Here is a 24,995-nt window from a genome sequence, read left to right as displayed (position 1 = left end):
GAGGAAACTCATGCCGCGCAACATCTTGCTCGTCTGTTTGACCATCGCTTTGATCTTTTCGGCAACGCCTGGGAATGCTGCATCTGATCTGCCGTCGGTTCCCTTTGACAGCAAGATAGTGGATCGCCTAGAGGTTGACCGCATGTATGAAACAATTCGCTTTCTATCCCAGTCACCCCGGGAAGCGGGAAGTCCAGGTGAGAATCAGGCAGTAGCTTATCTGAAAAACCGTTTTGCTTCATATGGCTATGAGACGCAGGCACAGTCGTTTCCTTTCGCTCACTATAAAGAGCCTACTACCCTGTCTCTATCCGTGAGTGGATTTGAAGATGTAGATTGGTCTCTTGGTTCTTTTCACTTCGGTGTCAATGGTGAGGTGACGGGTGAGCTAGTCGATGGCGGAATCGGCAGTGAAAGTGATCTGGCGGGAAAAGATGTGTCCGGCAAGATTGTGCTGGTGGCTCGGGGAGTGATTCCTTTTGCCGACAAAATTCTCAATGCTGCAAAAGCGGGAGCGGTGGGGGTGATTGTTTACAACAATACCCCGGGAATCCTCCACGCGACACTTAGTGCGCCAGATGAGCGATTGATCCCCGCTATTACGATCGGACAGGAACAAGGAAATCAATTGGTGAAGAGACTGGCTTCCGGGGAGAAGGCAACCGCTTCTTTTGTGGTGGAAGGAGCCTTAACGACGCTGCGGACGTCGCACAACGTGATCGCTGTCAGAAAGCCGGATACGGATGAGGGGACAGGGCAGATTGTGATTGTCAGTGCACACCATGATACGGTGGCAGGATCTCCAGGTGCCAATGATGACGCCTCAGGGATAGCGATTACATTGGAATTGGCACGTGTTTTGGCCGATGTGCCGATCGATACGGAACTTCGTTTTATTACCTTTGGTGCAGAAGAAAGCAGTTTGATGGGTTCCTTTGCGTACGTCGAGTCACTCACGGATGCAGAGAGGGAGAGGATCGTAGGGGTTTTTCAACTAGATATGGTGGGCAGCAAAGATTCCGGCGAATTGATGATGTACACGGCAGACGGACAGAAAAACCTGATCACAGACATGGCCGCGGTCGCCAGTTCCCATTTTTCTGATGTGCTTCATTACGGTCAGGAAGCGGGCAGCGACCACCTGCCGTTTCACCTGGCAGGGATTCCGGCAGGCCTATTCACCCATGCGCCGCGCGAGCCATGGTATCACTCGCCAAATGACACGATTGAGCACATCAGCAGGGATAAGATAAAGCAGGTGGCACAAATCATAGGAGCCTCCGTTTATGAAGTCGCGCGACCTGATACGCCTGCGATTGAAAAGGTGTACCGGAGTCCGGTGACTGTTGATTATCCCTTTGATGACAGAGCGATTGAGGACATGGCACAAGACAATCGGGAGCAAGACAATCAGGCGCAAGAGAGGGAGCTCCCCGACAGACAGGTAGAGATGGTACCTTAGCAGGGAATGAACAAAAATGCCGCTCACATGGGCGGCATTTGTCTTTTGGCACTAAGCAACGCCGAACATCTATCGGGTGTAAATCCCGAACGGGGACTGGTGAGCGAATACCTGTTAGGCAAGAACAAGAGGGGCCACGGAACTGTTGAACAAGACGTAGTCCAGTGCTGCCAAGACCCCCTCCTGTTGGAATATGTTTTTAGCCTTATTGTAGAGGCAGGGGACAAATATCGCATACAAAAGCAAGAGAGGGTTAATAAGATACTAGAGAAACCTATCCATTGAGGTCTGGGGGGGAAAGCATGAACACTGTGGTCCCAAACGTACCACGGATCACTATCACAGGAAGCTCAGGGAAAACGACAACAAGAGAAATGTTAGCCTCCATTTTGCAGACAAAGTGGCGCATTTTGAAGACTTCAGGCAATAAAAACCTGCCACTGCATACAAAACAAACAATGCAGAAGTTGCGTGCCAACCATCAAGCTGTCTTGTTGGAATTGGGCATGGGAAAACCTGGCGCAGCTCACCGGCATTGTCGATTTATCAAACCAGATATTGCGGTCATTACGAATATAGGCACCGCCCATTTCGGCAATTTAGGAAATAGCATTCGTGCAACGGCGAAAAATAAATCCGCTCTGATCCAGTATATGAACAAGAATGGCATTTTGCTCATCAATAACGATGACCACAATTCAAAATGGTTGGAAACAGACATTCATACAGGGAAAATTCTTACAATCGGAGTCAACAGAAGCGCCGATTATCGGGCCAGTATGATCCAGTACAGGAACGAGGGTATGAGTTTTTCTGTGACCATAGATGGAGCAGCCGAAAGCTTCTTTATCCCAAGCTATGGATATCACAATGTGTATAACGCATTATTTGCGATTGCCATTGCTCATCAGCTTCGTTTTTCAGTCCATGACATCAGGCGAGGATTGGCGCGATACACACCCCCCGTGAAACGTTTGAACGTGACGAACCTAAATGAAGGTTCCTTGCTCATTGATGACACAGTCAATGCCAATCCGCAATCGGTAAAATCGGCAGTCGATGTCTTGGTTCGGATAGGGGAGAGCAAGAGGAAGGTTGCTGTCATCGGCAGCATGTTGGAATTAGGTGACTACACAAACGAAGCACATCTAGAGATCGGCAGATATATGGCACAGAATGGAGTAGACGCCATTTACACGCTTGGAAAAGAAACCGAATGGGTAAGGCAAGGAGCGCTTAAAGCAGGGCTTGCTGCTCACCAGGTCCACTATTTTACCAATCGGCAACGGATGCACGCTGCGTTACAGAGAGAGAATCTTGCCAATAGCGTCATTTTGGTAAAAGGATCAAGATCAATGAAAATGGATATCACCTCAACTTTCATTAGAACTCGATTCACCTGTAGTATTCAATTCGATCAACACCAGGACAGCCATGAAGTACACGTCCATCCTCTTACCCTGAACCGCCTGAAAATCTTGTCTTCCCGCATTCGATTACATTTTGGCAATTACTCCAAAGTATTGCGAACGAGGAAAAATGACCAGGTTGCTCCGGGCGTGCTGCGGATCCCCCGGCGCCTGACTCGTACCATCACCATTCCTGACCTTCCCTATGATTATTATCTAAAAAGGAACCACTTGCACGTAGGACCAGTGATTGGTTTTTTTGTATTGTCCAGCTATTATGATGATCCCCAAAAGCAGTTGTTGCGGTTTTCCGATTACAACCGGACAAGAGGGCTGATCTTTCTCTTAAAACCAAATCAGAGACTTGGACAAGATAAAACAGTGAGAGGCAAATATTATGATCCTATCCGGAAAACGTTTGTAAATGGAATATTTCCCCTTCCATCGTCCATTTTTAGCCGAGTCTCGTTAAAGCGGGAGACGTACCAGCGCTATAGAAGACGAATCGGAAACAAGCTGTTTAATTATCCCTACAAAAATACGAACAAATGGCTGTTTTGGTCCCGATTCTCCAAAGATCCGCTGATCAGGAAGCATTTGCCTGCAACAACCCGGTATACGGGGATACCAAGTCTGCTCCGCATGCTAAACAAATACAAGTTCATTTATTTAAAACCGACAACAATGGCCGGGGGCAAAGGAATTGTGGCGATTCGTTCCATCAGCAACAACAGAAAGGTATGGATCAACGGAAACGGTGAAACATGGAACATTGAATCCAAGCCGCAATTGTTGTCGTTGATCAAGAAATATGGAATCAGCAGCAAACCTTATATTGTGCAGCAAGGAATTCCATCAGATTTTCAAATCGGGAAAGTGGACTTCCGCATCTATATTCAGAAGGACGGAGCAGGCCGCTGGAATTTTTCAGGTCTGGAAACGAAGATAGGCAAGCGGGGAAGCATTATTTCAAACTCCAAAAACAGGTCAAAAATTGTGCCAGGAAAAGTGACGCTGAGGGAATTGTACGGATTAACCGATGTGCAGATAAAGCAGAAGATAAAACAAGTTACCCAGTTAGGAGCAACCATATTAGAAAAGATGGAAAGGCAAGGAGGGCTTTTAGGAGACGCTGCCATCGATTTTGTGATCGACCATAGTCTGAATATCCACATATTAGAGGTTCAGCTAAACTATGCGGCCGAAATCAAGCAGGACCGAACAGAAGATGAGCGTGAGGTGTTGCCTTCTATTCTTCACACCCCTTTTCAGTATGCCAAGCACCTTGCAGGGTTTTATTCCTAGTGGAGGTGAACAAATGAGCAAAGTGATAGGGGTATTGGGCGGGATGGGACCAATGGCAACCTTGGATATGGTGAAAAAAATAATTGAGAACACCCCGGTCCAACAAGAACACGATCACTTGCGTATGTTGATCTATAACAATCCCAAGATACCGTCGAGAATCGATGCTTTAAAACCAGGCCATGAGAGTCCTGTACCGGAGATGATCCGAACGGCAATCACGCTGGAACAAGCAGGAGCTGATTTTATTGTCATCCCGTGTCATTCAGCACATTATTGGCTGGATGAGATCAGCGCTTCCATATCGATTCCGATCTACAGCATCATTGAATGTACGGTTGAACATATCATCACACAGACCAAAGGGAGGAGTGAGCAGATTCTTCTTCTCGCGACAGAGACCACCATTCGCAGTGGACTATATCAAAGAGCGTTTGAGAAAACCTCTGTACAACTGATTATTCCCGATATCGATCAACAAACTCTCGTCAATCAGATCATACACGAAGTCAAAACCAAGCATAGGCCAACCCTTTCGACAATAGAAAGCGTGCGTGAGATGATAGCGGGATACCAAATCACAAACGTTTTGGGTGGTTGTACAGAAATTCCTCTCCTTTTTCCACCTTTCGAAAAAGAGTTTACATTCATTGATCCGACCTTGCTTTTGGCAAAAAAGACGGTGCGCTTGGCACTTCAAAAGTAGCGACTGCCGTTGCCGATAGACAACGGCAGCCGTTCAGAAGCAAAAAAAGTACCGCCCCCAACGGGCGGCACTTTTGCACATCACGCGCTCTGCACACCCCCGATGTACCGCAGTCCGCGTACCATCGGGCTGTTTTGCACTGGCCAACGTGATTGAGAAAGATGATCCTCAGGCGAGATCCGTTTTTTTCACCGTAACGCGACCATCAGGGAACAGCAGGACGAGATCCGTGTCGGTCTCCTTCAGTACCATTCCCAAGTGTGGATACACATACTCTGTACCCTTTTGCTTTGATCGCACCGCAATTCTTTGACCGTACGAAAACATTTGACCAACACCTTCCTTTACCATATGATTTGGGCAATGTCCATGAGCTTTACAAAAACTTAATAAAAATTTTAAGGTTATTTTACATTATAGTCGGTTTGCGAGAGATTGCCAGTACTTTTTTTGCTCTAGCTTGTGATTCTTGTCCAATGCCTCTATAATAGGAATGGCTTATATGTAAAATTTTCTTCTGAGACAAACGATTGAGGAGTGCGAGCGATTGGCTGTCCGCTATGAATTGATCAAGACATGCAAACAAACGGGGGCGAGACTGGGAAAGCTGCACACGCCCCATGGTACGATAGACACCCCAGTGTTCATGCCGGTCGGAACCCAGGCGACCGTCAAGACGATGAGCCCGGAAGAGATGACGGAAATGGGGGCCGGCATCATCCTGAGCAATACCTACCATTTATATCTGCGGCCTGGTCATGAGGTTGTCCGTGAGGCGGGTGGACTGCACCGCTTCATGAATTGGCCGGGAGCGATCCTGACAGACAGCGGCGGCTTTCAGGTATTCAGCCTGAGCAATCTGCGCAAGATTACGGAGGAAGGGGTCTCGTTTCGTTCCCATCTCAACGGGGAAAAACTGTTTATTGGACCTGAGGAGGCGACGCAGATTCAGAATGCGTTGGGAGCCGACATCATCATGGCGTTTGATGAGTGTGCCCCCTATCCTGCCGAATACGATTACGTTAAGCAGTCGCTTGAGAGGACGACTCGCTGGGCCCAGCGCTGTCTCAAGGCGCACCAGCGGCCGCACGATCAGGCGCTGTTTGGCATCGTGCAAGGCGGTATGTACCGTGAGCTGCGCGAACAAAGCGCGCGTGAACTGGTTTCACTTGGGTTTCCCGGTTACGCCATCGGTGGACTCTCCGTAGGCGAGCCGTTTGGCCTGATGTATGAAATGCTGGATCACACGGTTCCGCTGCTGCCGTCAGACAAACCGCGTTACCTGATGGGAGTCGGCTCGCCCGATGCGTTGGTTGAGGGGGCGATGCGCGGTATTGACATGTTCGACTGTGTCCTGCCGACGCGGATTGCACGCAACGGGACCTGCATGACCAGCCAGGGCCGACTGGTGATTCGCAACGCCAAGTACGCCCGGGACTTTACACCGCTTGATCCAGCTTGCGACTGCTACACCTGCCGCAACTATACACGGGCTTATATTCGCCACTTGATCAAAGCTGATGAGACGTTTGGGATTCGGTTGACCACATACCACAATCTCTACTTTCTGCTTCAGTTGATGACACAGGTGAGACGAGCCATCTACGAAGATCGGCTGGGCGACTATCGCGACCAGTTTTTCGCTCAATATGGATTGAGTGAAGATAGATCATTTTAGTACATAAAGGAGGCATCATGTCATGCAAGGATGGGAAAGCTTTCTGCCGATTATCATCATGTTTGTGATTTTTTACTTTTTGTTGATCCGCCCGCAGCAAAAGCGGAACAAAGAGCGCAACGCGATGCTTGCTGCACTGAAAAAGGGGGATAAGGTGACGACGATTGGCGGGGTTCACGGCACGATTCAGGATCTCGACGATGCCACTGTTACGCTGCGCGTCGCGCACAACGTGAACGTTACCTTTGATCGCGGTGCAATCAACTCTGTTGTTGCCGCATCGCCTACCGCAGCTGCTGATAAGGAAGAAAGCAAGTAGCAGGGAATCTGACACGCTATGAATGGTGTCATACATAACAGCATGGCAAACAAGCAGACGGGAAACAGCAAAGGCTGAATCCCGTCTCTTTTTTTGTTCTCCATCGCAAGTCGAAGGCACGTCAATACTGCTATCGCGCGGATTGTCGCACTGATTCGGTCGATGGAGACAGCGAGGCTGGCTTTCGTTACCGACGGTTGGTCATATTGACGCCGATGACACCGCCCAATGCACCGAGTATAAACGCTCCTGCGAGGTACAGCAAAGTGACAAGCTGCATGGGTACATCGAATCCAAGAAAGCCGATCAGCAATACCAAAATGAAGTAGAACAGCCCGGTAAGTCCTCCATAATACCACCCTCTGTTGCCGCAACGGCGCCCTGTCACGATCCCGCCAATCAACAAGCCAAGCGTATTGATCGCGTATGTGAAATAGGGAAGTGAGCTCTCATGAAGATCGGTAAATGCCAGCAGCAGCGCGGTTATCAATGCACCGACCAACACTAGGCCGAACGTAAATAGAAGCCCGGTTATGACAGATGCGGAAGAACTCTGCACATCAAACGCCTCCCTCGTGGACAGATGTTTGTACCATCTATATGAGAGGCTTGACAGGCTTATTCATTTGTTCGTTGAACAGACAGCAGAATTTTCGTATGATGGATGAGGAATGAGTCAGGGGGGGTGAGATTGTGATCAAAACCTATTTTTACAATCATTCAGAGTTGAAGATGTACCACGATGTCGATTTGTCCAGAAAAGACGAATGGCTCAAATCGCCTGAGGATCTGCTGTGGATCGACTTGTATGATGTAGGCAACGATGAACTGCAGTACATCGCGCAAATTTTTGATTTCCACCCGTTGGCGATCGAAGACTGCCTGCACGTCAGCCCTCGGGCGAAGGTGGACAAATACGATGACTATTACTTTTTTGTCTTTCACGCCCTCAGGTACAACGAGGAAAGTGACACGGAGATCACCACCCTTGAACTGAATGTCTTTCTCGGCGTCAATTACATTGTCACGATTCACAAGTCGCCGATGAACACAATCGGCCGGATCGCCGCGCAGTGCCACCGCAACATGTCGTACATGAACCGGGGACCTGACTACCTGTTGTACGCGATTGTCGACGGGATCACGGACGAGTACTTTCCGATCATGGATCGGCTGAGTGTGCGGATTGATGAGTTGGAGGACGAGATCTACGAACACCAGATGGAAGAGATTACCGAGGAATTTCTCGCTTTGAAGCGAACGATTATCTTGATCCGGCGCGTCATCCTGCCACAGAAGCGGATCTTTGCCAATGTAAACGGGCGCTATTCGTTTGACATATCAGAAGAGAACGTACCGTTTTACGTCGATCTGACCGACCACCTGGAGCGCATCGCCGATTCGACGGAGACGTTTCGTGATCTGGTCAACGGTGCGCTTGACACGTACTACACCATCATCAGTGCGAAGACGACGGAGACGATGCGGGTCTTGACGATTATCTCCACGATTATCCTGCCGTTGACGTTTATCACCGGATTGTTCGGTATGAACACGTTTGGATGGCTTGGTGCCGGAGCAGAGCCGGTCATGCTGATCATCGCCATCCTGATGATGCTGGGATTAACCGTGGCTATGCTGTATGTGTTTAAAAGAAAAAAGTGGATCTGAACGCATAGCGGCACGCATCACAAGGGAAAATTGGGTAGGCATAACTACCTCCATGGGAGAGGGACAATAAAATGAGTTCCCTATGGAGGTCGATCACGGTGGATCTGACGACCATTTTATTGCGTACCCTGTTGACGTATTTCTTCATCCTGTTGCTGCTGCGGTTGATGGGGAAGCGCGAACTGGGCAAGATGTCCGTATTTGATGTGGTCATCTCCATCATGCTGGCGGAGATGGCTGTGCTGGCCATTGAGGAGGCGAAACAACCGGTCATCCATTTTTACCTGCCGATGATCGCAATCGGCCTGCTGGAAATCGGTATGGCTACGCTTTCATTGAAAAGTAGGAGAGTGCGTGACTGGATCGAGGGATCACCATCTGTACTCATTGAAAACGGAGAGATTCGGGAGCATGCTCTACGCCAAAACCGGATCAACCTGGATGACTTGTTGATCCAATTGCGGCAAAAAAATATCAGCCATTTGGCTGATGTGGAATTTGCCATCCTGGAGCCGACAGGAGAATTAAGCGTCTTCCCCAAGCGGGAAAAACAACCGGTCACCAGAGAGGATTTGCAGCTGTCATCGGAGGAACCGGTCTCTCCCGTCACCTACAACGGATTGCCGATCCCGCTGATCCTGGATGGAAAAGTACGGGAAGATGCATTGAAACTCATCGGACAAAATACGTTTTGGCTCAAACAAGAAATTCGAAAGCGCGGGATTCGCGAGTTTAAAGAAATCTCGTTTTGCAGCCTCGACTCCCAAGGTCGACTGTTTATTGATAAGAAAGATAAGACGTATCCGCGGCGCCGCTGATCACCGATTAGGGAAAAAGACGGCCAACTGCTCGCCAATCCAGGGAATTCGTCGCACGTCCTGTTTGCCAAGCACGCGCATCGCAACCAGCAAGACGATGTACAGCAGCGTGCTGACCGCAGAGCAGATCAGCAGCATTCCTCCGATCGATGCCTCAGCGAACCAGTACACAGCCATATAGGAGCTGGCATAGCCCATCACCAGCATCGCGGCACCGATTTTGGCAAACTCGGCGAACTGGATCGTAAAGCCAATCAGCTTGACCAAACTGGCAAAGTGAAGCAGGGTCACCAGTGTGATGCCCAGATTTAAAGCGATAACGGTGCCGTGGATGCCCAACTCAGGTCGGGCCGTAGCGACAAACATCGCGCTTGTTTTGACCACAGCACCTACCAAGGTATTGCGCAGCACCGCATTTGCAAAATCAAGACCTTGCAGCGCAGCAGCCAGTGGTGCTTGGAAAAAGAGGAAAATGGAGAAGGGAGCCATCTCCCTCAACAAGATGCCTACTTCTGGATTGTCGTACAGCAAGGTACAGAGCGGTTCGGCGAAGACGTACAACAGGACGGCGCACGGTGCACCAATGACCAGGGTGATGCGCATGGCCTGGTAGATTCTGCGATGGACTAGGTTCTGTTTTTTTTCAAAAGCTGCTGCTGCGACGGCAGGAACGAGGGACACGGATAGCGAATAGGTCAAGAATGTTGGAAACAAAAGCAGTGGAACAGCCATGCCGGCAAACTGGCCGTACAAAGCGGTTGCTTTCACCGTCTGATAGCCGGCCAGAACCAGAGCGAACGGGACGAGCAGCGGTTCCAATACGTAAGCCACGGAGCCGATCAGACGGCTCATGGTGACGGGGAGTGAGACGCTAAACAACTGGCGTAAGCTCTCCTTGTTTTGTTTTAACGATGTGAGGATCGGAGAGTGCGCCAACCGTTCGGCTGTCCGGGTGCCACCTCGTCTGATCTGCCACAAGATAAACAGAAATCCGGCCAGTTCACCGGCGATAATGCTGGCGGCCGCACCGGCTGTCGCGTACTCGATCCCCCGATCCATAAAGGAGACCGTCATCACGACCACACAAGACATCCGGATCACCTGTTCCAGCATCTGCGAGACGGCAGTCGGGATCATGTTGTGTTTCCCCTGGAAGTAACCGCGCAGTACTGCGGAAATACTAGCGATCGGTACGACGGGAAGAGCTGCCAGCAGGACCACGTAGGTACGCGGATCGGCCAACAGATACCCGACGACCAATCGTGCCCCCAACAGCAGGACAGTACAGATCAGCAGGCTAAGCAAACCGACGACGGCGAGAGCAAGTACCAGAAATCGTCTGGCCAGACGCGGATCGCGGGCTGCATCTGCTTCGGCCACTTGTTTGGCGATCGCCACCGGCAGCCCAAAGGTCGTCAGCGTGATCAGAAAGTACAACAGCGGTACGACCATCTGGTACAGTCCCATTCCCTCGGCACCGATCAGCCGAGAGAGGATAATCCGATTGAGAAACCCGAGGATCTTGGTAATCGCACCAGTGATAATCAGGATCACGGTGCCGTAAAAGAACGATTGTTTCATAGAGGACGTGGTCCTTTCTCATCGCTTACTCATGCTTACTTTATGAATATGGACGTGCCTGTACTGGCATGACAATAATTGAAAGGAAGAAAAGAGATGACAGAAAGTCGCGGGTTGAGCCAACAGGACATCTTTTTGGAAATGCATGAACTGTGTGAAAGCAAGGCGGATGAGTTTGCGCTGCTCGGATACGACAACATCAGTGCCGAGGACGTGTGGAAGTGCGTTTCTTCTCAATATCAAGAAATCCCTCCTGTGCATAAAGTTGTAAACGATATCCTATCGCTGAAAGTAACCAAATACATGAACTGGCTCATGGTCAACATGTACAAGAACCCGGACTCGATTTGACACGCTTTTTCCCGGTTCGCTATAATGGGCGTGTTGGTCAACTATTTTTTTGTGAAACGGGGATAGCGCTGCAAAAACAAGGATGGACGAGAGAGGGAGAACCTCGCTTAGGGGAAAGGAGCATTGCGGCAGATGATAAAGTGGAGCAGATTCGTGCTCTTCCTGCTCGTGGTAGCCGTACTGGCCAGTCTGATGGTCACAACGACCAATTCCACTGCGAAGAACATTACGTTGGGACTGGACCTGAAGGGCGGTTTTGAGATTTTATACAGGGTTGAGCCACTAGAACAAGGACAAACAGTCACACCTGAGCTCCTGAAAGCAACCGCTGGGATGATTGACAAGCGCGTGAACATAGGTGGAGTGACGGAACCGGAGATCGTGATTGAAGATCCGGATCGGATACGTGTCAAAATAGCCGGGGTGACCGATCAGGAGAAGATGCGTGAATTGATCGGAAAGCCGGCTGTGCTCACGTTTCGGGACGAGACAGGCAAAGTAGTGCTGCGCGGAAGCGATCTCGCGCCGGACGGGGCTTCTGTCGGGTTTGATGAGTACACGAAAGAACCAGTTGTTATCCTCGAATTCGCAGAAGCAAGCAAGTTTGCTGAGATTACGCGTCAAAACATCGGCAAGGTCCTGGCCATCTACTTGGATGAAGATGTGCTGTACACGCCGCGAGTAAATGAAGTGATTCCAAATGGACAAGCCCGTATCTCAGGCGGATATACCGTGGAAGAGGCCCAAGAGTTGGCGGACATCCTCAACTCCGGTGCACTGCCGGCAAATCTGGTCGAAATGCAGGCCACTTCCGTCGGGGCCAGTCTGGGGACGATGGCCCTGCAGAAGACGATTTATGCCGGTTATGTGGGCGGCGCTTTGATCTTTTTGTTCATGCTGTTCGCCTACCGGATGCCAGGTATGATTGCCAATATTACCCTGGCCGGCTTCATCTACTTCTGTTTGGTCGTGATCGATTGGATGAACGCTACCCTTACGCTTCCGGGGATTGCCGGGTTCATTCTGGCGGTGGGGATGGCGGTCGATGCCAATATCATCACCTATGAGCGGATTCAGGAGGAGATCAAAAGCGGAAAGACCATCCTCTCCGCGTTTCGTGCCGGGCAGCGTCGCTCGTTTATTACGATTATTGACGCCCATGTAACCACACTGATTGCCTGCGCGGTGCTGTTCTACTTCGGGACCAGTTCCATTCAAGGCTTTGCCATCATTCTCACGATGACGATCATCGTCAGCATCATTACTAACGTATTTGGCTCCCGCTTTTTGCTCTGGCTGATCATCAAAGCCAACATGTTCAAGAAGCCGTTCTGGTACGGAGTGAAGGAGAGTGAAATCGGTGAGCTCTAAACCACAAGACACAACGGTCAAGTTTGACATCGTGAAGAATCGTAGGAAGTTCTTCATGATTTCCGGCTTGATCCTGATAATCGGACTGCTCTCGATGGCGATCTTCGGCCTGAACCTGGGTGTAGATTTTAAAGCGGGTACACGTCTGGATGTTTATATCGGAAAAGAGTTCTCCACAGCGGATGTGGAGGCAGCCATCAAGAGCCAGGTGACGGATGTCTCATTCAAATCAGTCACCAAGTTTGGTGATCAGAATGCCTGGGCGACGACGACATTTGATCAGACGATCGACCCGGACCATCTGGCGGCGATAGAGAAGGTACTACAAGAGAAGTACGGCGACCAGGTCAGCAAACAGGAGTCGACGGTGAACCCTGAGATTGCCCGGGAATTGGCGCTGAAGGCAGGGATCGCGATCTTGATCGCCTCGGCCGGGATCATCATCTACATTGCGATACGCTTTCAGTTTTTGTTCGGGATTGCTACCGTTATCGCCCTGCTGCACGATGCCTTTATCCCGATCGCGATGTTTTCGATCCTCAGACTGGAGGTTGACCTGACGTTTATCGCAGCGATTCTGACGATTGTCGGGTACTCCATCAACGATACGATCGTTATCTTCGACCGCATCCGCGAAAACCTCCGCGTCATGAAGGTGAAGACGCCTGAGGACTTGGAGCATATGGTCAATGTCAGCCTGTGGCAGACCATGCGCCGCTCCATCTTTACCGTACTGACCGTCTTCTTTACAGCGTTGGCCATCGCCATACTGGGCAGTGAAGGGATACGCAACTTCTCGCTTGCGCTCATATTCGGCCTGATAAGCGGAACGTACTCGTCCATCTTCATTGCGGCACAGGTATGGGTTAGTCTGAAAAAACGGGAAATGGCCAAAAGGCGCTACACACCATCGCCACAGGAAGGCTAACTGGCAGAACCGCGGATTCGTTCCGCGGTTTTTCTATTCTTTTGCACATAGTAAGAAAAGCGTTTCTCCCTGGGAAGCATCCGTACAGGGAATCTTTTTCTCGGAAGGAGGAGCTGAGATGGAAAATCGCCTGGCAAAAGCACAGTGGGCGGCATGGGTTGGCATTATCGGAAATCTGTTGCTAGCAGGGGCAAAGCTGGTAGTCGGCTGGCTGGCTGATTCCCGGGCACTGATTGCCGATGCTGCGCACTCGGCTTCAGATGTTGTCGGCTCAGTAGCAGTCCTGATCGGACTGCGGGCCGCCGAGCGTCCCCCAGACGAAGATCATCCCTACGGCCACGGCAAGGCGGAGTCGATTGCAGCGATTATTGTCTCGGTACTGTTGATCTTTGTTGGACTGGAGATCGGATACAGCTCGTTTCAGGCATTCTTCAGCCCGCTGCAAGCTCCGGGGATAGCGGCGATTTGGGCAGCCGTCGCCTCGATGGTGGTAAAAGAGGCGATGTTTCGCTATAAATACCGTCTGGGCAAGAAGCTGAACAGCCAGTCGCTGATCGCCAATGCTTGGGAGCACCGTTCCGACGTCTACTCTTCGCTGGCTGCTCTGATCGGTATCGGCGGTGCGATTGTCGGCGGACAGTTGGCTGTCCCCTGGATGGTGTATCTCGATCCGGCCGCAGGCATGTTCGTCTCACTGCTGGTACTCAGGATGGCCTACAGCATCTTGATGGAGTCGATTCACAATACCCTTGATCATGTCCTGCATGAGGAGGATACGGTAGAACTGATGGAGGCTGTAGAACAGGTGCCGGGAGTGATTCGGATCGACGAATTCCGGGCGAGGGAGCATGGCCACTATGTGATCGTCGATGTGAAGGTGAGTGTGGACCCCCAGATTACGGTGGAACAGGGGCATTATATCGGCAAACAGGTGAAACATACCTTGTTGGACCAATTCGACTACGTGCGAGATGTATTTGTGCATATCAACCCCTACGATTCTCTTTTCCCCTACATCAGCATGGCCAATCAGGAACGGTTTGAGCAGGAGGTGAAGCATTAGCCGCTTGGGCTCTGTATTGTCAGTCTCTGCCCCTTTTTATATAATGAATGGGGATTGGAGGGCGACCTATGCTCAAGGCGAAGTCACGCTGGCAGTTGGCTGTGTATGATGAACAACGAAGCGAAGAGATCGCTCGAGAATGCGGCATCCCCTTGCTGTTGGCCCGTTTGCTTGTGATCAGGGGGATTGACACCCCACAGAGGGCTGCGTCGTTTTTGACGATAGGGGAGGAGCAGTTTCACGATCCATTTTTGCTGGATGGGATGGAACAGGCGGTCGCGCGGATCAAAAGAGCGATCGAACAGCAAGAAGCGATTTGTATATACGGTGACTATGACGCGGACGGAGTCAGTTCCACTACATTGATGATTCACTTGTTTCGCGAGTTGGGCGCCACGTTTGACTACTACATACCCAATCGGTTTACCGAAGGCTACGGACTCAACCCGGAAGCATTAAAACAGATCCATGAGCGGGGGTTTACGCTGGTTGTCACGGTTGACACAGGGATCAGTGCCGTAGAGCAGGTGGCGTACGGACAGGAACTGGGACTGGATATCATCGTCACCGATCATCACGAACCACCAGAGAGCATCCCAGAGGCGCTTGCCGTGATCAATCCGAAAAAGCCTGGCTGCTCCTATCCGTTTGATATGCTGGCAGGCGTTGGCGTAGCATTCAAGCTAGCCCATGCCCTGCTTGGCAGGCCCCCGCTTCACTTGACGGATGTGGCTTCGATCGGCACGATTGCCGACCTGGTGCCACTTGTCGATGAGAATCGCTTGCTGGCCAGCTACGGGCTGCGTCAGCTAAACCAGACCCGCAATATCGGGCTGAAGGCGTTGATTCGCGTCTGCGGTCTGGCGGATCGGGAATTGACCGCAGGACATGTCGGATTTTCGATCGGACCTCGGATCAATGCCGGTGGAAGGTTGGATACGGCGGATGTAGCCGTGAAGCTGCTGACAGCGACTGACCCAACGGAGGCTGAGCAGCTTGCCCAGACCTTGGATGAGATGAACCGGGAGCGTCAAGAGTTGGTGCAGGCGATCGCAGAAGAGGCGGAAGCAATGGTGCGGGAGCAGTATCCCCCTGAGGAGAACGGCGTACTGGTTCTAGCCGCTCCCGGCTGGAACGTCGGTGTCATCGGCATTGTCGCGTCGCGGATGGTGGAAACGTTTTACCGGCCGACGATCATTCTCTCGATCGACCCGGATACGGGGAAGGCCAAAGGCTCCGCACGCAGTATCGCCGGATTTGATATGTATGAAGCACTAACCGCATGTAAAGAACTGTTAGTACACTACGGTGGACATACCATGGCCGCAGGGATGACGTTGGATGTGGACAACATCGGTGCGCTGCGGGAGAGGCTCAACCGGTTGGCCGCAGCCTGGCTTTCTGCGGAAGATTTCATCCCGCAGAAGATGGTGGATCTGGAAGTGACGCTGGACCAGCTGGATCTGGAAGTGATTACGCAGTTGGAACAACTGGCCCCGTTCGGTATGGGGAACCCGACGCCACTCGTGATGCTGCGTGACATGTCTGTCTCGGAAGTACGCAAGATCGGCCGCGACGAGAATCACCTGAAATGCCTGCTGATCTCCGGTGATCAGCAGCTGGATGCAGTCGGCTTCCAACTAGCACATGCTGCTGAGCAGATCGCACCAACGGCCTCTCTCCAGGTACTGGGTGAACTCGCGGTAAATGAATGGAACGGACGACGGAAGCCACAATTGATGATACGCGATTTGGCTGTCCCGCATCGGCAGGTGTTCGACTGGCGCGGTACGGCCGACAAGCGTCAAAAGTGGGTGCAGCTCATCGATGGGAGCGATGTGGCGACAGTTGCATTTGAGTGGAGCAGTTGCGAGGAACTGCTGGCGTATTGGCGATCGGATCGTGAAGATTCCTCCGTTCAACCGATCCTGCTGATGCCGGAGAGAGACGGACTGGATCTTGATTTGAGCAGCTATCGGACGCTGATCCTGTATGATCTTCCGCGGCGACGAGCCGATCTGCAGCAGTTATTCGCTCGTGCTGACCGGATCGAGAGGATCTACTGTCTGTTCGGTGATTCCGACAGCAGTTTCGATCAGCTTCATTTCCCGAGCCGACAGCAGTTTAAACAGCTTTATCAGATCTTTTATCAGTATCGGCAGGTCGCTAAAGAACACTTGGATGCATTGGCTCGCAAACAGCAAGTAAAGCGGGCGACGTTGGACAGGATGCTGGCGATATTTGTAGAACTGCAGTTTATTCTCGACCAAGGACAGCATTACCTGCTTCATCCGGAACCTGTCAAGGCGTCGCTAGAGACGTCACAATTGTATCGTGATTGGCAAGAGCAGACGGAACTGTTCTCCGACCTTATCCTCTCATCTTACGAATCTTTGACCAAGCTTTTGAATCAATGGGTGGCGCCAGCCGCCGTACAGGAGGCCACAACGGTATGAACTTTAAAGAGCACATTCGCGTAATCCCGGATTTTCCACAACCTGGCATTCGTTTCAAGGATATTACCACTCTTCTGCAAAAAGGGGATGTTTACAGAGCGGCTATTGACAAACTGGCTGAGTTCGCTCGCACGTTGGAAATCGATGTGATCGCCGGCCCGGAAGCTCGCGGCTTTGTCGTGGGAGCACCCCTCTCTTATTCGCTGGAAGTCGGGTTCATTCCCGTCCGCAAAGCGGGCAAGCTGCCCTACGAGTCTGTCCAGGCTGATTACAGTCTGGAATACGGAAAAGATGCACTGGCTATGCATGTAGATGCGATACAGCCGGGCCAGCGCGTCCTGATCGCTGACGACCTCCTGGCTACAGGCGGCACGATCGCTACTACCATCAAACTGATCGAACAGTTAGGGGGAAAAGTAGTAGGGGCTACTTTCCTGATTGAACTTACTTATCTCGACGGACGAGACCAATTGCGCGACATTCCGGTCTATTCACTGGTGCAGTACTAGAGCCGACGTCAGCATGAAAAGCAAGCCTGCTCAAGAAACAGAGACGCTTCCATAGCGTCTCTCAGCGTGTAGACAAAGCACCGCAAGGTACAAGGTCTACACGTTTTTTTGTAGAATAATGTATGTGGAAAATAATTGCCAAGAGGTGTCATGTATGCTTTCGAAACAACAGGGCGAAGGCCGTTATCAAGTATCGGTTGTTTCACTGGATGAATTGGTTCCTCGTGATCATTTAGTTCGGAAAATCGAAAATGCCATTGATTTTTCCTTCATCTACGATTTGGTGAAAGATCGGTATTCTCCGGACAACGGCAGACCCAGTATCGACCCCGTTGTACTCATCAAAATGGTATTTATTCAGTATCTGTTCGGCATTCGCTCCATGCGCCAAACGATTAAAGAAATCGAAACCAATGTCGCTTATCGTTGGTTTTTGGGATACGATTTTACCCAACCAATCCCTCACTTCACCACATTCGGAAAAAACTATGTCCGCCGTTTTCAAGGTACGGACTTGTTTGAACAAATTTTTACTCGCATTCTCGAAGAAGCATGTCGTCATGGCTTTGTTGATCCTTCTGCCCTCTACATCGATTCCACCCACGTCAAGGCCCATGCCAACAAAAGAAAGTACAGCAAGCAGCGGGTTCAGGAAGAGCAAAAGAAGTACCAGCAGCAGCTGCACGATGAACTGAATCAAGACCGCATCGAACATGGAAAAAAGCCGTTGCCAAAAAAGTCGGATACAAAGTGGAAGGAGGTGAAGCAGAGCACGACTGACCCCGACAGCGGATGGTTTGTCAAAAACGAGAAAGAGCAGACATTTGCTTACTCGTTCCATGCCGCAAGTGACGAACATGGCTTTGTCGTGAGCGCGGTCGTTACAGCCGCCAACATCCATGACAGCCAAGTGTTTACCAATGTGTTTGAACAAGCGATTGAAAACGTGGGGAAGCCGAATGCCGTAGCGGTAGATGCCGGATATAAAACCCCATACATAAGCAAATATCTCTTGGACGAAGGCGTTCGTCCTGTTATGCCCTATACCCGCTCTCACACGAAGAAAGGTTTTTTCCGCAAACACGACTATGTGTATGATGAATATTTCGATTGTTATATCTGTCCTGCCGGACAGGTTTTGTCCTACGAAACGACTACCCGAGAAGGGTACCGCATGTACCGTTCTGATTCTGAGATATGTAGCCATTGTCCCCTTCGCTTCCAATGTACGGAAAGCCGTGAGGCTGTAAAACGTATCAGTCGCCATATATGGGCAGACTATCTGGAAGAAGTGGAACATCTGAGACATACAGAAGTGAATAAACGGCTGTATACACGCCGAAAGGAAACCATTGAGCGTGTATTTGCTGATTTAAAGGAAAAGCATGGTTTGCGTTGGACCACTTTGCGTGGATTGGATCGGTTACACTAAGTTGGACAGAAAAAATAAGGGCTTGTAGAATAAACCTATTATGTTAAGGAGCGGATCTCTACAATGCCAAAACAGCAACGACGTACCTTTACCTCAGCATTCAAAAAACAAATGGTGGAACTCTATGAAAACGGGAAATCCAGAGCAGCGATTGTTGAGGAATATGACCTCACAGCTTCCGCTTTAGACCGCTGGATCAAGCAGGCTCAGACGACGGGCTCCTTTAAGGAGAAGGACAATCGCTCATCAGAAGAGAATGAACTGATCGCTTTACGAAAAGAGAACCAGCGTCTAAAAATGGAGGTCGATATTTTAAAGCAAGCCGCGCTGATCATGGGACGAAAGTAGCTATCATTCAGAACAATCGTGATAAATACTCGGTATCAGCAATGTGCGACGTCCTGCAAATCGCAAGAAGTACGTTTTACTATGAAGCGAAAGAACAACCGAACGAAGATGCTCTAACCGAAGCGATTGTGAAGATTTTCCACAAAAATCGAAAAGCCTACGGTACACGAAAGATCAAAGTCAAGCTCCAGGAAGGTGGATTCGTCGTCTCCAGACGTCGAATTGGTCGGATCATGAAAGAGCAAGGTCTCGTTTCCACCTACACCGTAGCTCAATATAAACCCCATAAAACCGCTTCTAATGAAGCAACTACGGGGAATATTCTGGCCCGTGAGTTCGAGCAAACGGAATCCAAACGCTTCGTTGTCAGCGATCTGACTTATGTGAAGGTTCAGAACCGATGGCATTACATTTGTGTGCTTGTAGATTTATTCAATCGAGAGATCATTGGTCATAGTGCAGGTCCAAATAAGGACGCTGCTCTGATTTCCCGCGCTTTTGCGAGCGTTCAGGGCGATTTACGTCAGGTTCAGTGGTTTCATACTGACCGTGGCAGCGAGTTTAAAAATCAAAAGATAGACGAACTTCTGGAGACGTTTGACATCGGTCGATCCCTAAGTACGAAAGGCTGTCCATACGACAACGCTGTGGCTGAAGCCACCTATAAAATCATAAAAACAGAGTTCGTAAACCAGGTGAATTTCCAGAGTCTTCGTCATCTGGAACTGGAATTGTATGATTACGTTAATTGGTTCAACAAGCATCGCATTCATGGGACATTAGGCTATACGACGCCTGTTCAGTATCGCCAAGAAGCCCTTAAAATAGTTGTCTGATTTACTGTTGACAATCCAGACTGAAAAAAGTGACAATGCAGGCGATGCTCGCTTTTGCTGCTATGAATCTAAAAAAGCTGGCCAATTGGCTCTGGAATAAAGGGAATGGAGGGCGATTTGCCCTTACGGGGCACCTTAGTTTTTTGCATGTTTCACGACAAACCCCCACTTCTGCTCTGGCAGAGAGGGGGTTTGTCAGCAATCTGAGAGACGCTTCCATAGCGTCTCTGTTTTTTTACTATCAGAAAATAAGAATGTTAAGGTCGATAGGTTAAGTGCAGCGAAGGCTTCGCCCCCCGCTGTGTTCGTCAAGGCAAACGACCATAGGGTTTTTCCCTGACGTTTTTTCCAATCCCTGCAATCTCTATTGACATGTTTGATTTACAGTTGTAATATTTAGCCTGACAGCTTCCATTTACAAATGTAAATGAAAAGGGAGTGACTACATGTCCAATCCGCCAAAAATATCGGAATCCGAGTGGGAGATCATGAGAGTGATCTGGAGGAGCAGCCCGATAACCGCTGAGCAGATCACCCGGCAATTGCCGGACGAGATTGAGTGGAGCGAGCAAACGGTTCGTACCTTTGTGAATCGGCTGCTGAAAAAAAGGCCATTGGTTTTGAGAAATCGGGGAGAAGTTACTTGTATTATCCATTGGTATCTGAAAAGGAATGCGTCAAAACGGAGAGCCGCTCCTTTCTGAAAAGGGTGTTTGGCGGGGCAACACACGTCATGGTGAGCAATTTCCTGGAAGAGATCGAACTAACGGAAGAGGAGATCGAACATCTGCAAAAGATTCTCATCGAAAAACAGGAACAGACAAACACAACTCGCCGAAAGAAATAAGCCGTCTCCACGGTTACGGTAAAGAGGGGAAAACATGGACATTTTGTGCAGCATGTTTCTATGGTTTTTGTATGCTACAAGTTCGGCGAGCATTGTCGTGCTGGTGGTGATGGCCATTGGGAGATGGTTTCGTCCTTACATAAGCGCTCGCCTGATGCACGTATTGTGGCTGATTGTACTGCTGAGGCTGCTGGTGCCGGTTTTCCCCAACAGCCCTGTCAGCATCTTTCATCTGGTACAAATCGGTGAGGACCTAAAGCAAACGATATCGCTCCAACCGTCAGCAGGCACTAGGGGGCAAGTGCCGCAATGGCCGCAAAACTCCATGAATCCGTCCCGTTCGGACGATCCGGATGCACCGGTAGACATCACAACGCCAAGTGAGCGCACAGAGGCGCCACTTTCCTTACATACGTACCCTGTCGGTTTGCAAATCATTTCGGTTGTCTGGTTTGCAGGAATAGTGGCCATTGTTTTGTATCTGAGTACGTATCTGATCAAGATGAGAAAGCCCTCCAGCCAACTAAGATTGGTGACGGACCGTCAGATCCTGGCTGTCCTGGAGGATTGCCGAGAGAAATTCGCTGTCAAGAAGCCAATCGCTCTGTATACGGGATGTCACGTCAAAAGCCCGTATATATCTGGACTGATTCACCCCTGGATCTATCTCCCAGAGGGTCTGGGCAAAGCGTTGAATACCTCTCAGCTTGCCCATATCTTTGCGCATGAGCTGGCCCATTTGAAGAGGAGAGATATCGCTTGGAATGCAGTAGGCAGCTTTGTTCTGGCCATCCATTGGATGAACCCGCTGGTTTGGCTGTGCATCAAGCAGATGAAAGCAGACAGAGAGCTGGCCTGTGACGCTTATGCACTGGAGATTCTTGGTGAAGCGGAGTCCGTCCCCTATGGGATGACCATCATTGCTTGTCTGAAGCGCTTCGCTTCCACAGGCGGAGAACCGAACCTCTTGTATTTCTTTGAATCACGCAATCAAAAGCAAATGGAGAGGAGAATGAACATGATCAAATCATATAAGCAGGGATCGTACAAACTGTCTGCGGCAGCCGTCATATGTGCTGCAGTCTTGGGTACCGTGACATTGACCAATGCTGCTCCCACGGTAAAGGAAAACCGTTCTGCCGTTCTTCCTGCAAGCTTAGAAGCAAACGGGAACCATCAGATTTTGTTTGATTCACCCAATCGGAGCTACGGCAATCTGGAGAAGGCTGTAGAGATTTCCGACTTTCGCTATCAAGTTCCGTCCAGCTTGCCCGAGGGCTATCAATTCGACCGCATCGATTATAAGCGGAGCGAGCATGGTGGCAAGGCCTCACTCCGTTTTGAAAAGCGTATCGAATTTACCTCTTACGGAGCTTTTACTTTTTCCGCAAGTTCTGCAGGAGAGGGGTTGGACGCTGCCTATGCTGCCATTGAAGTTGAGGAGGAGAAGCGGGAGACTACGGAGAGAATAAAGAAGGAGACACTTACCATTGAGGGACGGGAAGCTGTAAAAGTGACGGTGCAAGCGAATAACTGGGAGAAGCTGTACTATCTCTGGCAGGAGGATGGGGTCCTGTATCAGATCGAAGAAAACACCACGTTAACGAGTCAGGAATTGGAGACCATAATCGCCTCGGTGAAGTATCCCGATCGTGACATCTATACCCAATATGTAAACCATGATTTGTTGATCGAACAGATCTACGATACGGGGGATTTGCAGCAAGTGCCGGAATCGATCGGATTTGCTCCCAAGCTCCCTTGGCGGCTCCCTGGATCGCTGCAAGCCGTTTCCGCCTATGAGACGCAGAAAGTGAACTTCAGTTATCCGGACAACGATCAGGATCGAAAGACCAGATTCTTATCCATCAGCTACAGAGGAACGGATCAAGACAAGCAAGGCATCAGTTGGGTCAGTTTCGAACAAATCAAAAATAACAACATCTATGAAACCATCAAAAAGAACGGGCATATTGCGTATTACCGTATCGACGGCGAGAAACACCTGGTGGAAGCCAAACCGCTGGATCTCGGCGGGCGAGAGGTGCTCAAAACAGCAAAATACAAAATCGATGGGCCGTTGAGCAGTCAGGATGCGGAGGATTTCGTGAGCTATTTCTGGAAAGAAAACGATGTATGCTTCCAAGTGACATTTCGGGAGGACGGACCAGAGCAAGAGGATATCGTCACGTATCTGATGAACCAACCGTTTGCGAACGCCGGCCAACTTCCCTGATGTCGGCAGTGTCTGCGGATCGCGGATGCAGGTAGCAAAAAGCCCGGGGCAATGGGCCCCGGGTAGATCGGCAGCGGAACAGACATGATCCCTATCCCTGCTCCACAGGCACGTCCGCTTGTTGTTTGGCCGTGCGCCGCCGCAAAAAGAAGACGAGCGGTAGCGAAGCAAAAATCGGAATGGAAGAGAGCAGAAAGGTATCGGCGATCGCTCTGACTGCCGCTTCTTTCTGGACCAACCCGCCTATGATCTGCAGCGCCACACTGCTGGCACTGGATGTGTTCATGCTTTGACCGGCCATGCCGGAGAGCATCTGGATCGTTTGCTGAGCCGTGTCGGAAGTAAGCGAAACATGTTCGCTGATGCTCGCTGTATGAAACGATTGGCGGGACGACATGATTGTCGTCAAAACGGCGATACCAAGGGAACCCATCACCTGTCGGAACACATTGGACAGGGATGAAGCACGGCCAGCCATCGCACTGGGTACCGCCGTCATCCCAGCCGTGGTCAGCGGCATCATACAGAGGCCTATGCCAATGCCGCGCACGACCAGAACCATGTCCAGCCATTCATTCGGCGTGTCAACCGTCAACCGATGCAGTTCAAAAGTGGTAATGCCCATCATGCTGAGCCCGATCAGTCCGAGCGGCAGGACGCCAAATCGGTCGAACAGCCTGCCGCTGAACGGCATCATCAGCGCCATTGCAATCGATTGCGGCATCAGGACCAAGCCTGTTTGCAGCGCCGTCAGTCCTTGGATGTTTTGCAGGAAAATCGGAGTGAGGAAGATCCCCCCAAACATCCCCAGCATGACCATCCCGGAGGCGATCGTGCTAATCGTAAACGCCGGGATCCTAAACAGGCTGAGTTCCATAAGTGGATTCTTGCGCCCCGTCTCCACCCAGATTAACAGGATCAGACTAAAAGCGGAAATCGCAAACAGCATTACGATATACAGCGAATCCCAGCCTTCGGATTGCCCTTTGCTCAGTGCCAGCAACAGGGTTCCAAAGCCAACTACCGACAGCACGGCGCCAGGCAAATCGAACGGGATCGGCTTTTTTTCCGTTTCCCGCAGCAGCAGCCACGCCATCACAACGGCAAACACGCCGATCGGTACGTTCATAAAGAAGAGCAGGCGCCAATTGAAATACTCGATGATAAAGCCGCTTAATGTCGGGCCTACTGCAGGGGCGACCATCGCAGCGATTCCCCATAGACCAAGCGCCATCCCAATCTGCTGACGGGGCATGATCATGTAAATCATGGCCATCCCGATCGGCATGATGAATCCTCCGCTCAATCCCTGTATGATCCGGAAGAGAATCAGCGTGGTGTCGCTCCAAGCCAGCCCGCACAAGAGGGAACATAAGGTAAACAGGGCCAGTGTGAGCAGATACACTTTCTTGTAGCCAAATCGTTCGGCACATATGGCACTCATGGGAATGACGACGGCGGAAGCCAGCATGTATCCGGTGAGGACCCACTGGATGGTGTCCATCGTCGATTCAAATACGGTGACCAGCTTGGGCAGCGCAACATTGATCAGGCTGTTGTTCAGCACTGTGACAAAGGTGCCGAGGATGATCGCGATCAGGGCGATCCACTTGTAGCCGTCAGATTGTCTCGGTTGTTCGGGAAGGGCGGATGCTTGTTCAGCCATCTT

At 50.5% G+C, this 24,995-nt stretch carries 18 protein-coding genes and 3 pseudogenes; 18 read left to right on the top strand and 3 right to left on the bottom strand.

Annotation, left to right across the window (positions count from 1 at the left end; all coding sequences use genetic code 11):
* Window positions 1-10 precede the first annotated feature (10 nt).
* The 5 genes from LOK74_RS13125 (at window position 11) to yajC (ending at window position 6,879) form a co-directional block, all read left to right on the top strand.
* On the top strand, window positions 11-1,462 hold the full coding sequence (locus LOK74_RS13125) for a M28 family peptidase (protein WP_230042488.1): 1,452 nt from the start codon (window positions 11-13) through the stop codon (window positions 1,460-1,462).
* 302 nt (window positions 1,463-1,764) lie between these two features.
* Entirely contained in the window at window positions 1,765-4,176 is a 2,412-nt protein-coding gene (locus LOK74_RS13120) for a YheC/YheD family protein (RefSeq protein ID WP_230042487.1), read from the top strand.
* Between the two features lie 13 nt (window positions 4,177-4,189).
* The gene (gene cuyB, locus LOK74_RS13115) at window positions 4,190-4,882 is read left to right on the top strand and encodes a cysteate racemase (protein WP_230042486.1); all 693 of its coding nucleotides are present in this window, start codon (window positions 4,190-4,192) and stop codon (window positions 4,880-4,882) included.
* A 547-nt stretch (window positions 4,883-5,429) separates the two neighbouring features.
* Window positions 5,430-6,560, top strand: coding sequence for a tRNA guanosine(34) transglycosylase Tgt (gene tgt / locus LOK74_RS13110; RefSeq protein WP_230042485.1), 1,131 nt, complete (start codon window positions 5,430-5,432; stop codon window positions 6,558-6,560).
* A gap of 22 nt (window positions 6,561-6,582) precedes the next feature.
* Window positions 6,583-6,879, top strand: a complete 297-nt coding sequence (yajC, locus tag LOK74_RS13105) for a preprotein translocase subunit YajC (RefSeq protein WP_230042484.1) — start codon at window positions 6,583-6,585, stop codon at window positions 6,877-6,879.
* A gap of 187 nt (window positions 6,880-7,066) precedes the next feature.
* Here yajC and LOK74_RS13100 read toward each other — a convergent pair whose 3' ends face one another.
* Entirely contained in the window at window positions 7,067-7,438 is a 372-nt protein-coding gene (locus LOK74_RS13100) for a TIGR04086 family membrane protein (protein WP_230042483.1), read from the bottom strand.
* Window positions 7,439-7,572: 134 nt separating this feature from the next.
* Here LOK74_RS13100 and corA point away from each other — a divergent pair, with 134 nt between their 5' ends.
* Window positions 7,573-8,550: a magnesium/cobalt transporter CorA gene (corA, locus tag LOK74_RS13095; RefSeq protein ID WP_230042482.1), complete on the top strand. Its 978-nt coding sequence runs from the start codon at window positions 7,573-7,575 to the stop codon at window positions 8,548-8,550.
* A gap of 98 nt (window positions 8,551-8,648) precedes the next feature.
* Window positions 8,649-9,368, top strand: a complete 720-nt coding sequence (locus LOK74_RS13090; RefSeq protein ID WP_230042481.1) for a DUF421 domain-containing protein — start codon at window positions 8,649-8,651, stop codon at window positions 9,366-9,368.
* Here LOK74_RS13090 and spoVB read toward each other — a convergent pair whose 3' ends face one another.
* Complete coding sequence (gene spoVB, locus LOK74_RS13085) at window positions 9,369-10,949, bottom strand: stage V sporulation protein B (RefSeq protein ID WP_230042480.1); 1,581 nt, start codon at window positions 10,947-10,949, stop codon at window positions 9,369-9,371.
* A gap of 96 nt (window positions 10,950-11,045) precedes the next feature.
* Here spoVB and LOK74_RS13080 point away from each other — a divergent pair, with 96 nt between their 5' ends.
* The 11 genes and pseudogenes from LOK74_RS13080 to LOK74_RS13035 all read left to right on the top strand — a co-directional run bounded on the left by LOK74_RS13080 (window position 11,046) and on the right by LOK74_RS13035 (window position 23,326).
* Entirely contained in the window at window positions 11,046-11,300 is a 255-nt protein-coding gene (locus tag LOK74_RS13080) for a post-transcriptional regulator (protein ID WP_230042479.1), read from the top strand.
* A gap of 132 nt (window positions 11,301-11,432) precedes the next feature.
* Window positions 11,433-12,671, top strand: coding sequence for a protein translocase subunit SecD (gene secD, locus LOK74_RS13075; protein ID WP_230047002.1), 1,239 nt, complete (start codon window positions 11,433-11,435; stop codon window positions 12,669-12,671).
* Complete coding sequence (gene secF / locus LOK74_RS13070) at window positions 12,661-13,599, top strand: protein translocase subunit SecF (protein ID WP_230042478.1); 939 nt, start codon at window positions 12,661-12,663, stop codon at window positions 13,597-13,599. The genes secD and secF overlap by 11 nt, the downstream gene beginning before the upstream one ends.
* A gap of 118 nt (window positions 13,600-13,717) precedes the next feature.
* Window positions 13,718-14,662 (top strand): cation diffusion facilitator family transporter, encoded by a 945-nt coding sequence (locus tag LOK74_RS13065; RefSeq protein WP_230042477.1) that lies wholly within the window; start codon window positions 13,718-13,720, stop codon window positions 14,660-14,662.
* Between the two features lie 68 nt (window positions 14,663-14,730).
* Window positions 14,731-17,118, top strand: coding sequence for a single-stranded-DNA-specific exonuclease RecJ (recJ, locus tag LOK74_RS13060; protein WP_230042476.1), 2,388 nt, complete (start codon window positions 14,731-14,733; stop codon window positions 17,116-17,118).
* Complete coding sequence (locus LOK74_RS13055; protein ID WP_230042475.1) at window positions 17,115-17,627, top strand: adenine phosphoribosyltransferase; 513 nt, start codon at window positions 17,115-17,117, stop codon at window positions 17,625-17,627. The genes recJ and LOK74_RS13055 overlap by 4 nt, the downstream gene beginning before the upstream one ends.
* Window positions 17,628-17,781: 154 nt before the next feature.
* A pseudogene (locus tag LOK74_RS13050) lies at window positions 17,782-19,053 on the top strand (IS1182 family transposase); the annotation flags it as partial.
* A 69-nt stretch (window positions 19,054-19,122) separates the two neighbouring features.
* Window positions 19,123-20,243 (top strand): IS3 family transposase gene (locus tag LOK74_RS13045; protein WP_230042474.1). Its coding sequence is split into 2 segments (ribosomal slippage): window positions 19,123-19,372 and window positions 19,372-20,243, totalling 1,122 coding nucleotides; the frame shifts between segments, so codons are not numbered across the junction.
* Between the two features lie 20 nt (window positions 20,244-20,263).
* A pseudogene (locus LOK74_RS24370) lies at window positions 20,264-20,518 on the top strand (hypothetical protein); the annotation flags it as partial.
* Window positions 20,519-20,689: 171 nt separating this feature from the next.
* Window positions 20,690-21,090 (top strand): annotated as a pseudogene (locus LOK74_RS13040) (BlaI/MecI/CopY family transcriptional regulator).
* Window positions 21,091-21,124: 34 nt separating this feature from the next.
* Window positions 21,125-23,326, top strand: coding sequence for a M56 family metallopeptidase (locus LOK74_RS13035; RefSeq protein ID WP_230042473.1), 2,202 nt, complete (start codon window positions 21,125-21,127; stop codon window positions 23,324-23,326).
* A 91-nt stretch (window positions 23,327-23,417) separates the two neighbouring features.
* Here LOK74_RS13035 and LOK74_RS13030 read toward each other — a convergent pair whose 3' ends face one another.
* On the bottom strand, window positions 23,418-24,992 hold the full coding sequence (locus LOK74_RS13030) for a DHA2 family efflux MFS transporter permease subunit (protein ID WP_230042472.1): 1,575 nt from the start codon (window positions 24,990-24,992) through the stop codon (window positions 23,418-23,420).
* Between the last annotated feature and the right edge of the window lie 3 nt (window positions 24,993-24,995).

Origin of the sequence: Brevibacillus humidisoli, from assembly GCF_020923435.1 — a bacterium.
GTDB classification, from domain to species: domain Bacteria; phylum Bacillota; class Bacilli; order Brevibacillales; family Brevibacillaceae; genus Brevibacillus_E; species Brevibacillus_E humidisoli.
This window is presented reverse-complemented; position numbering and strand designations above follow the sequence as displayed.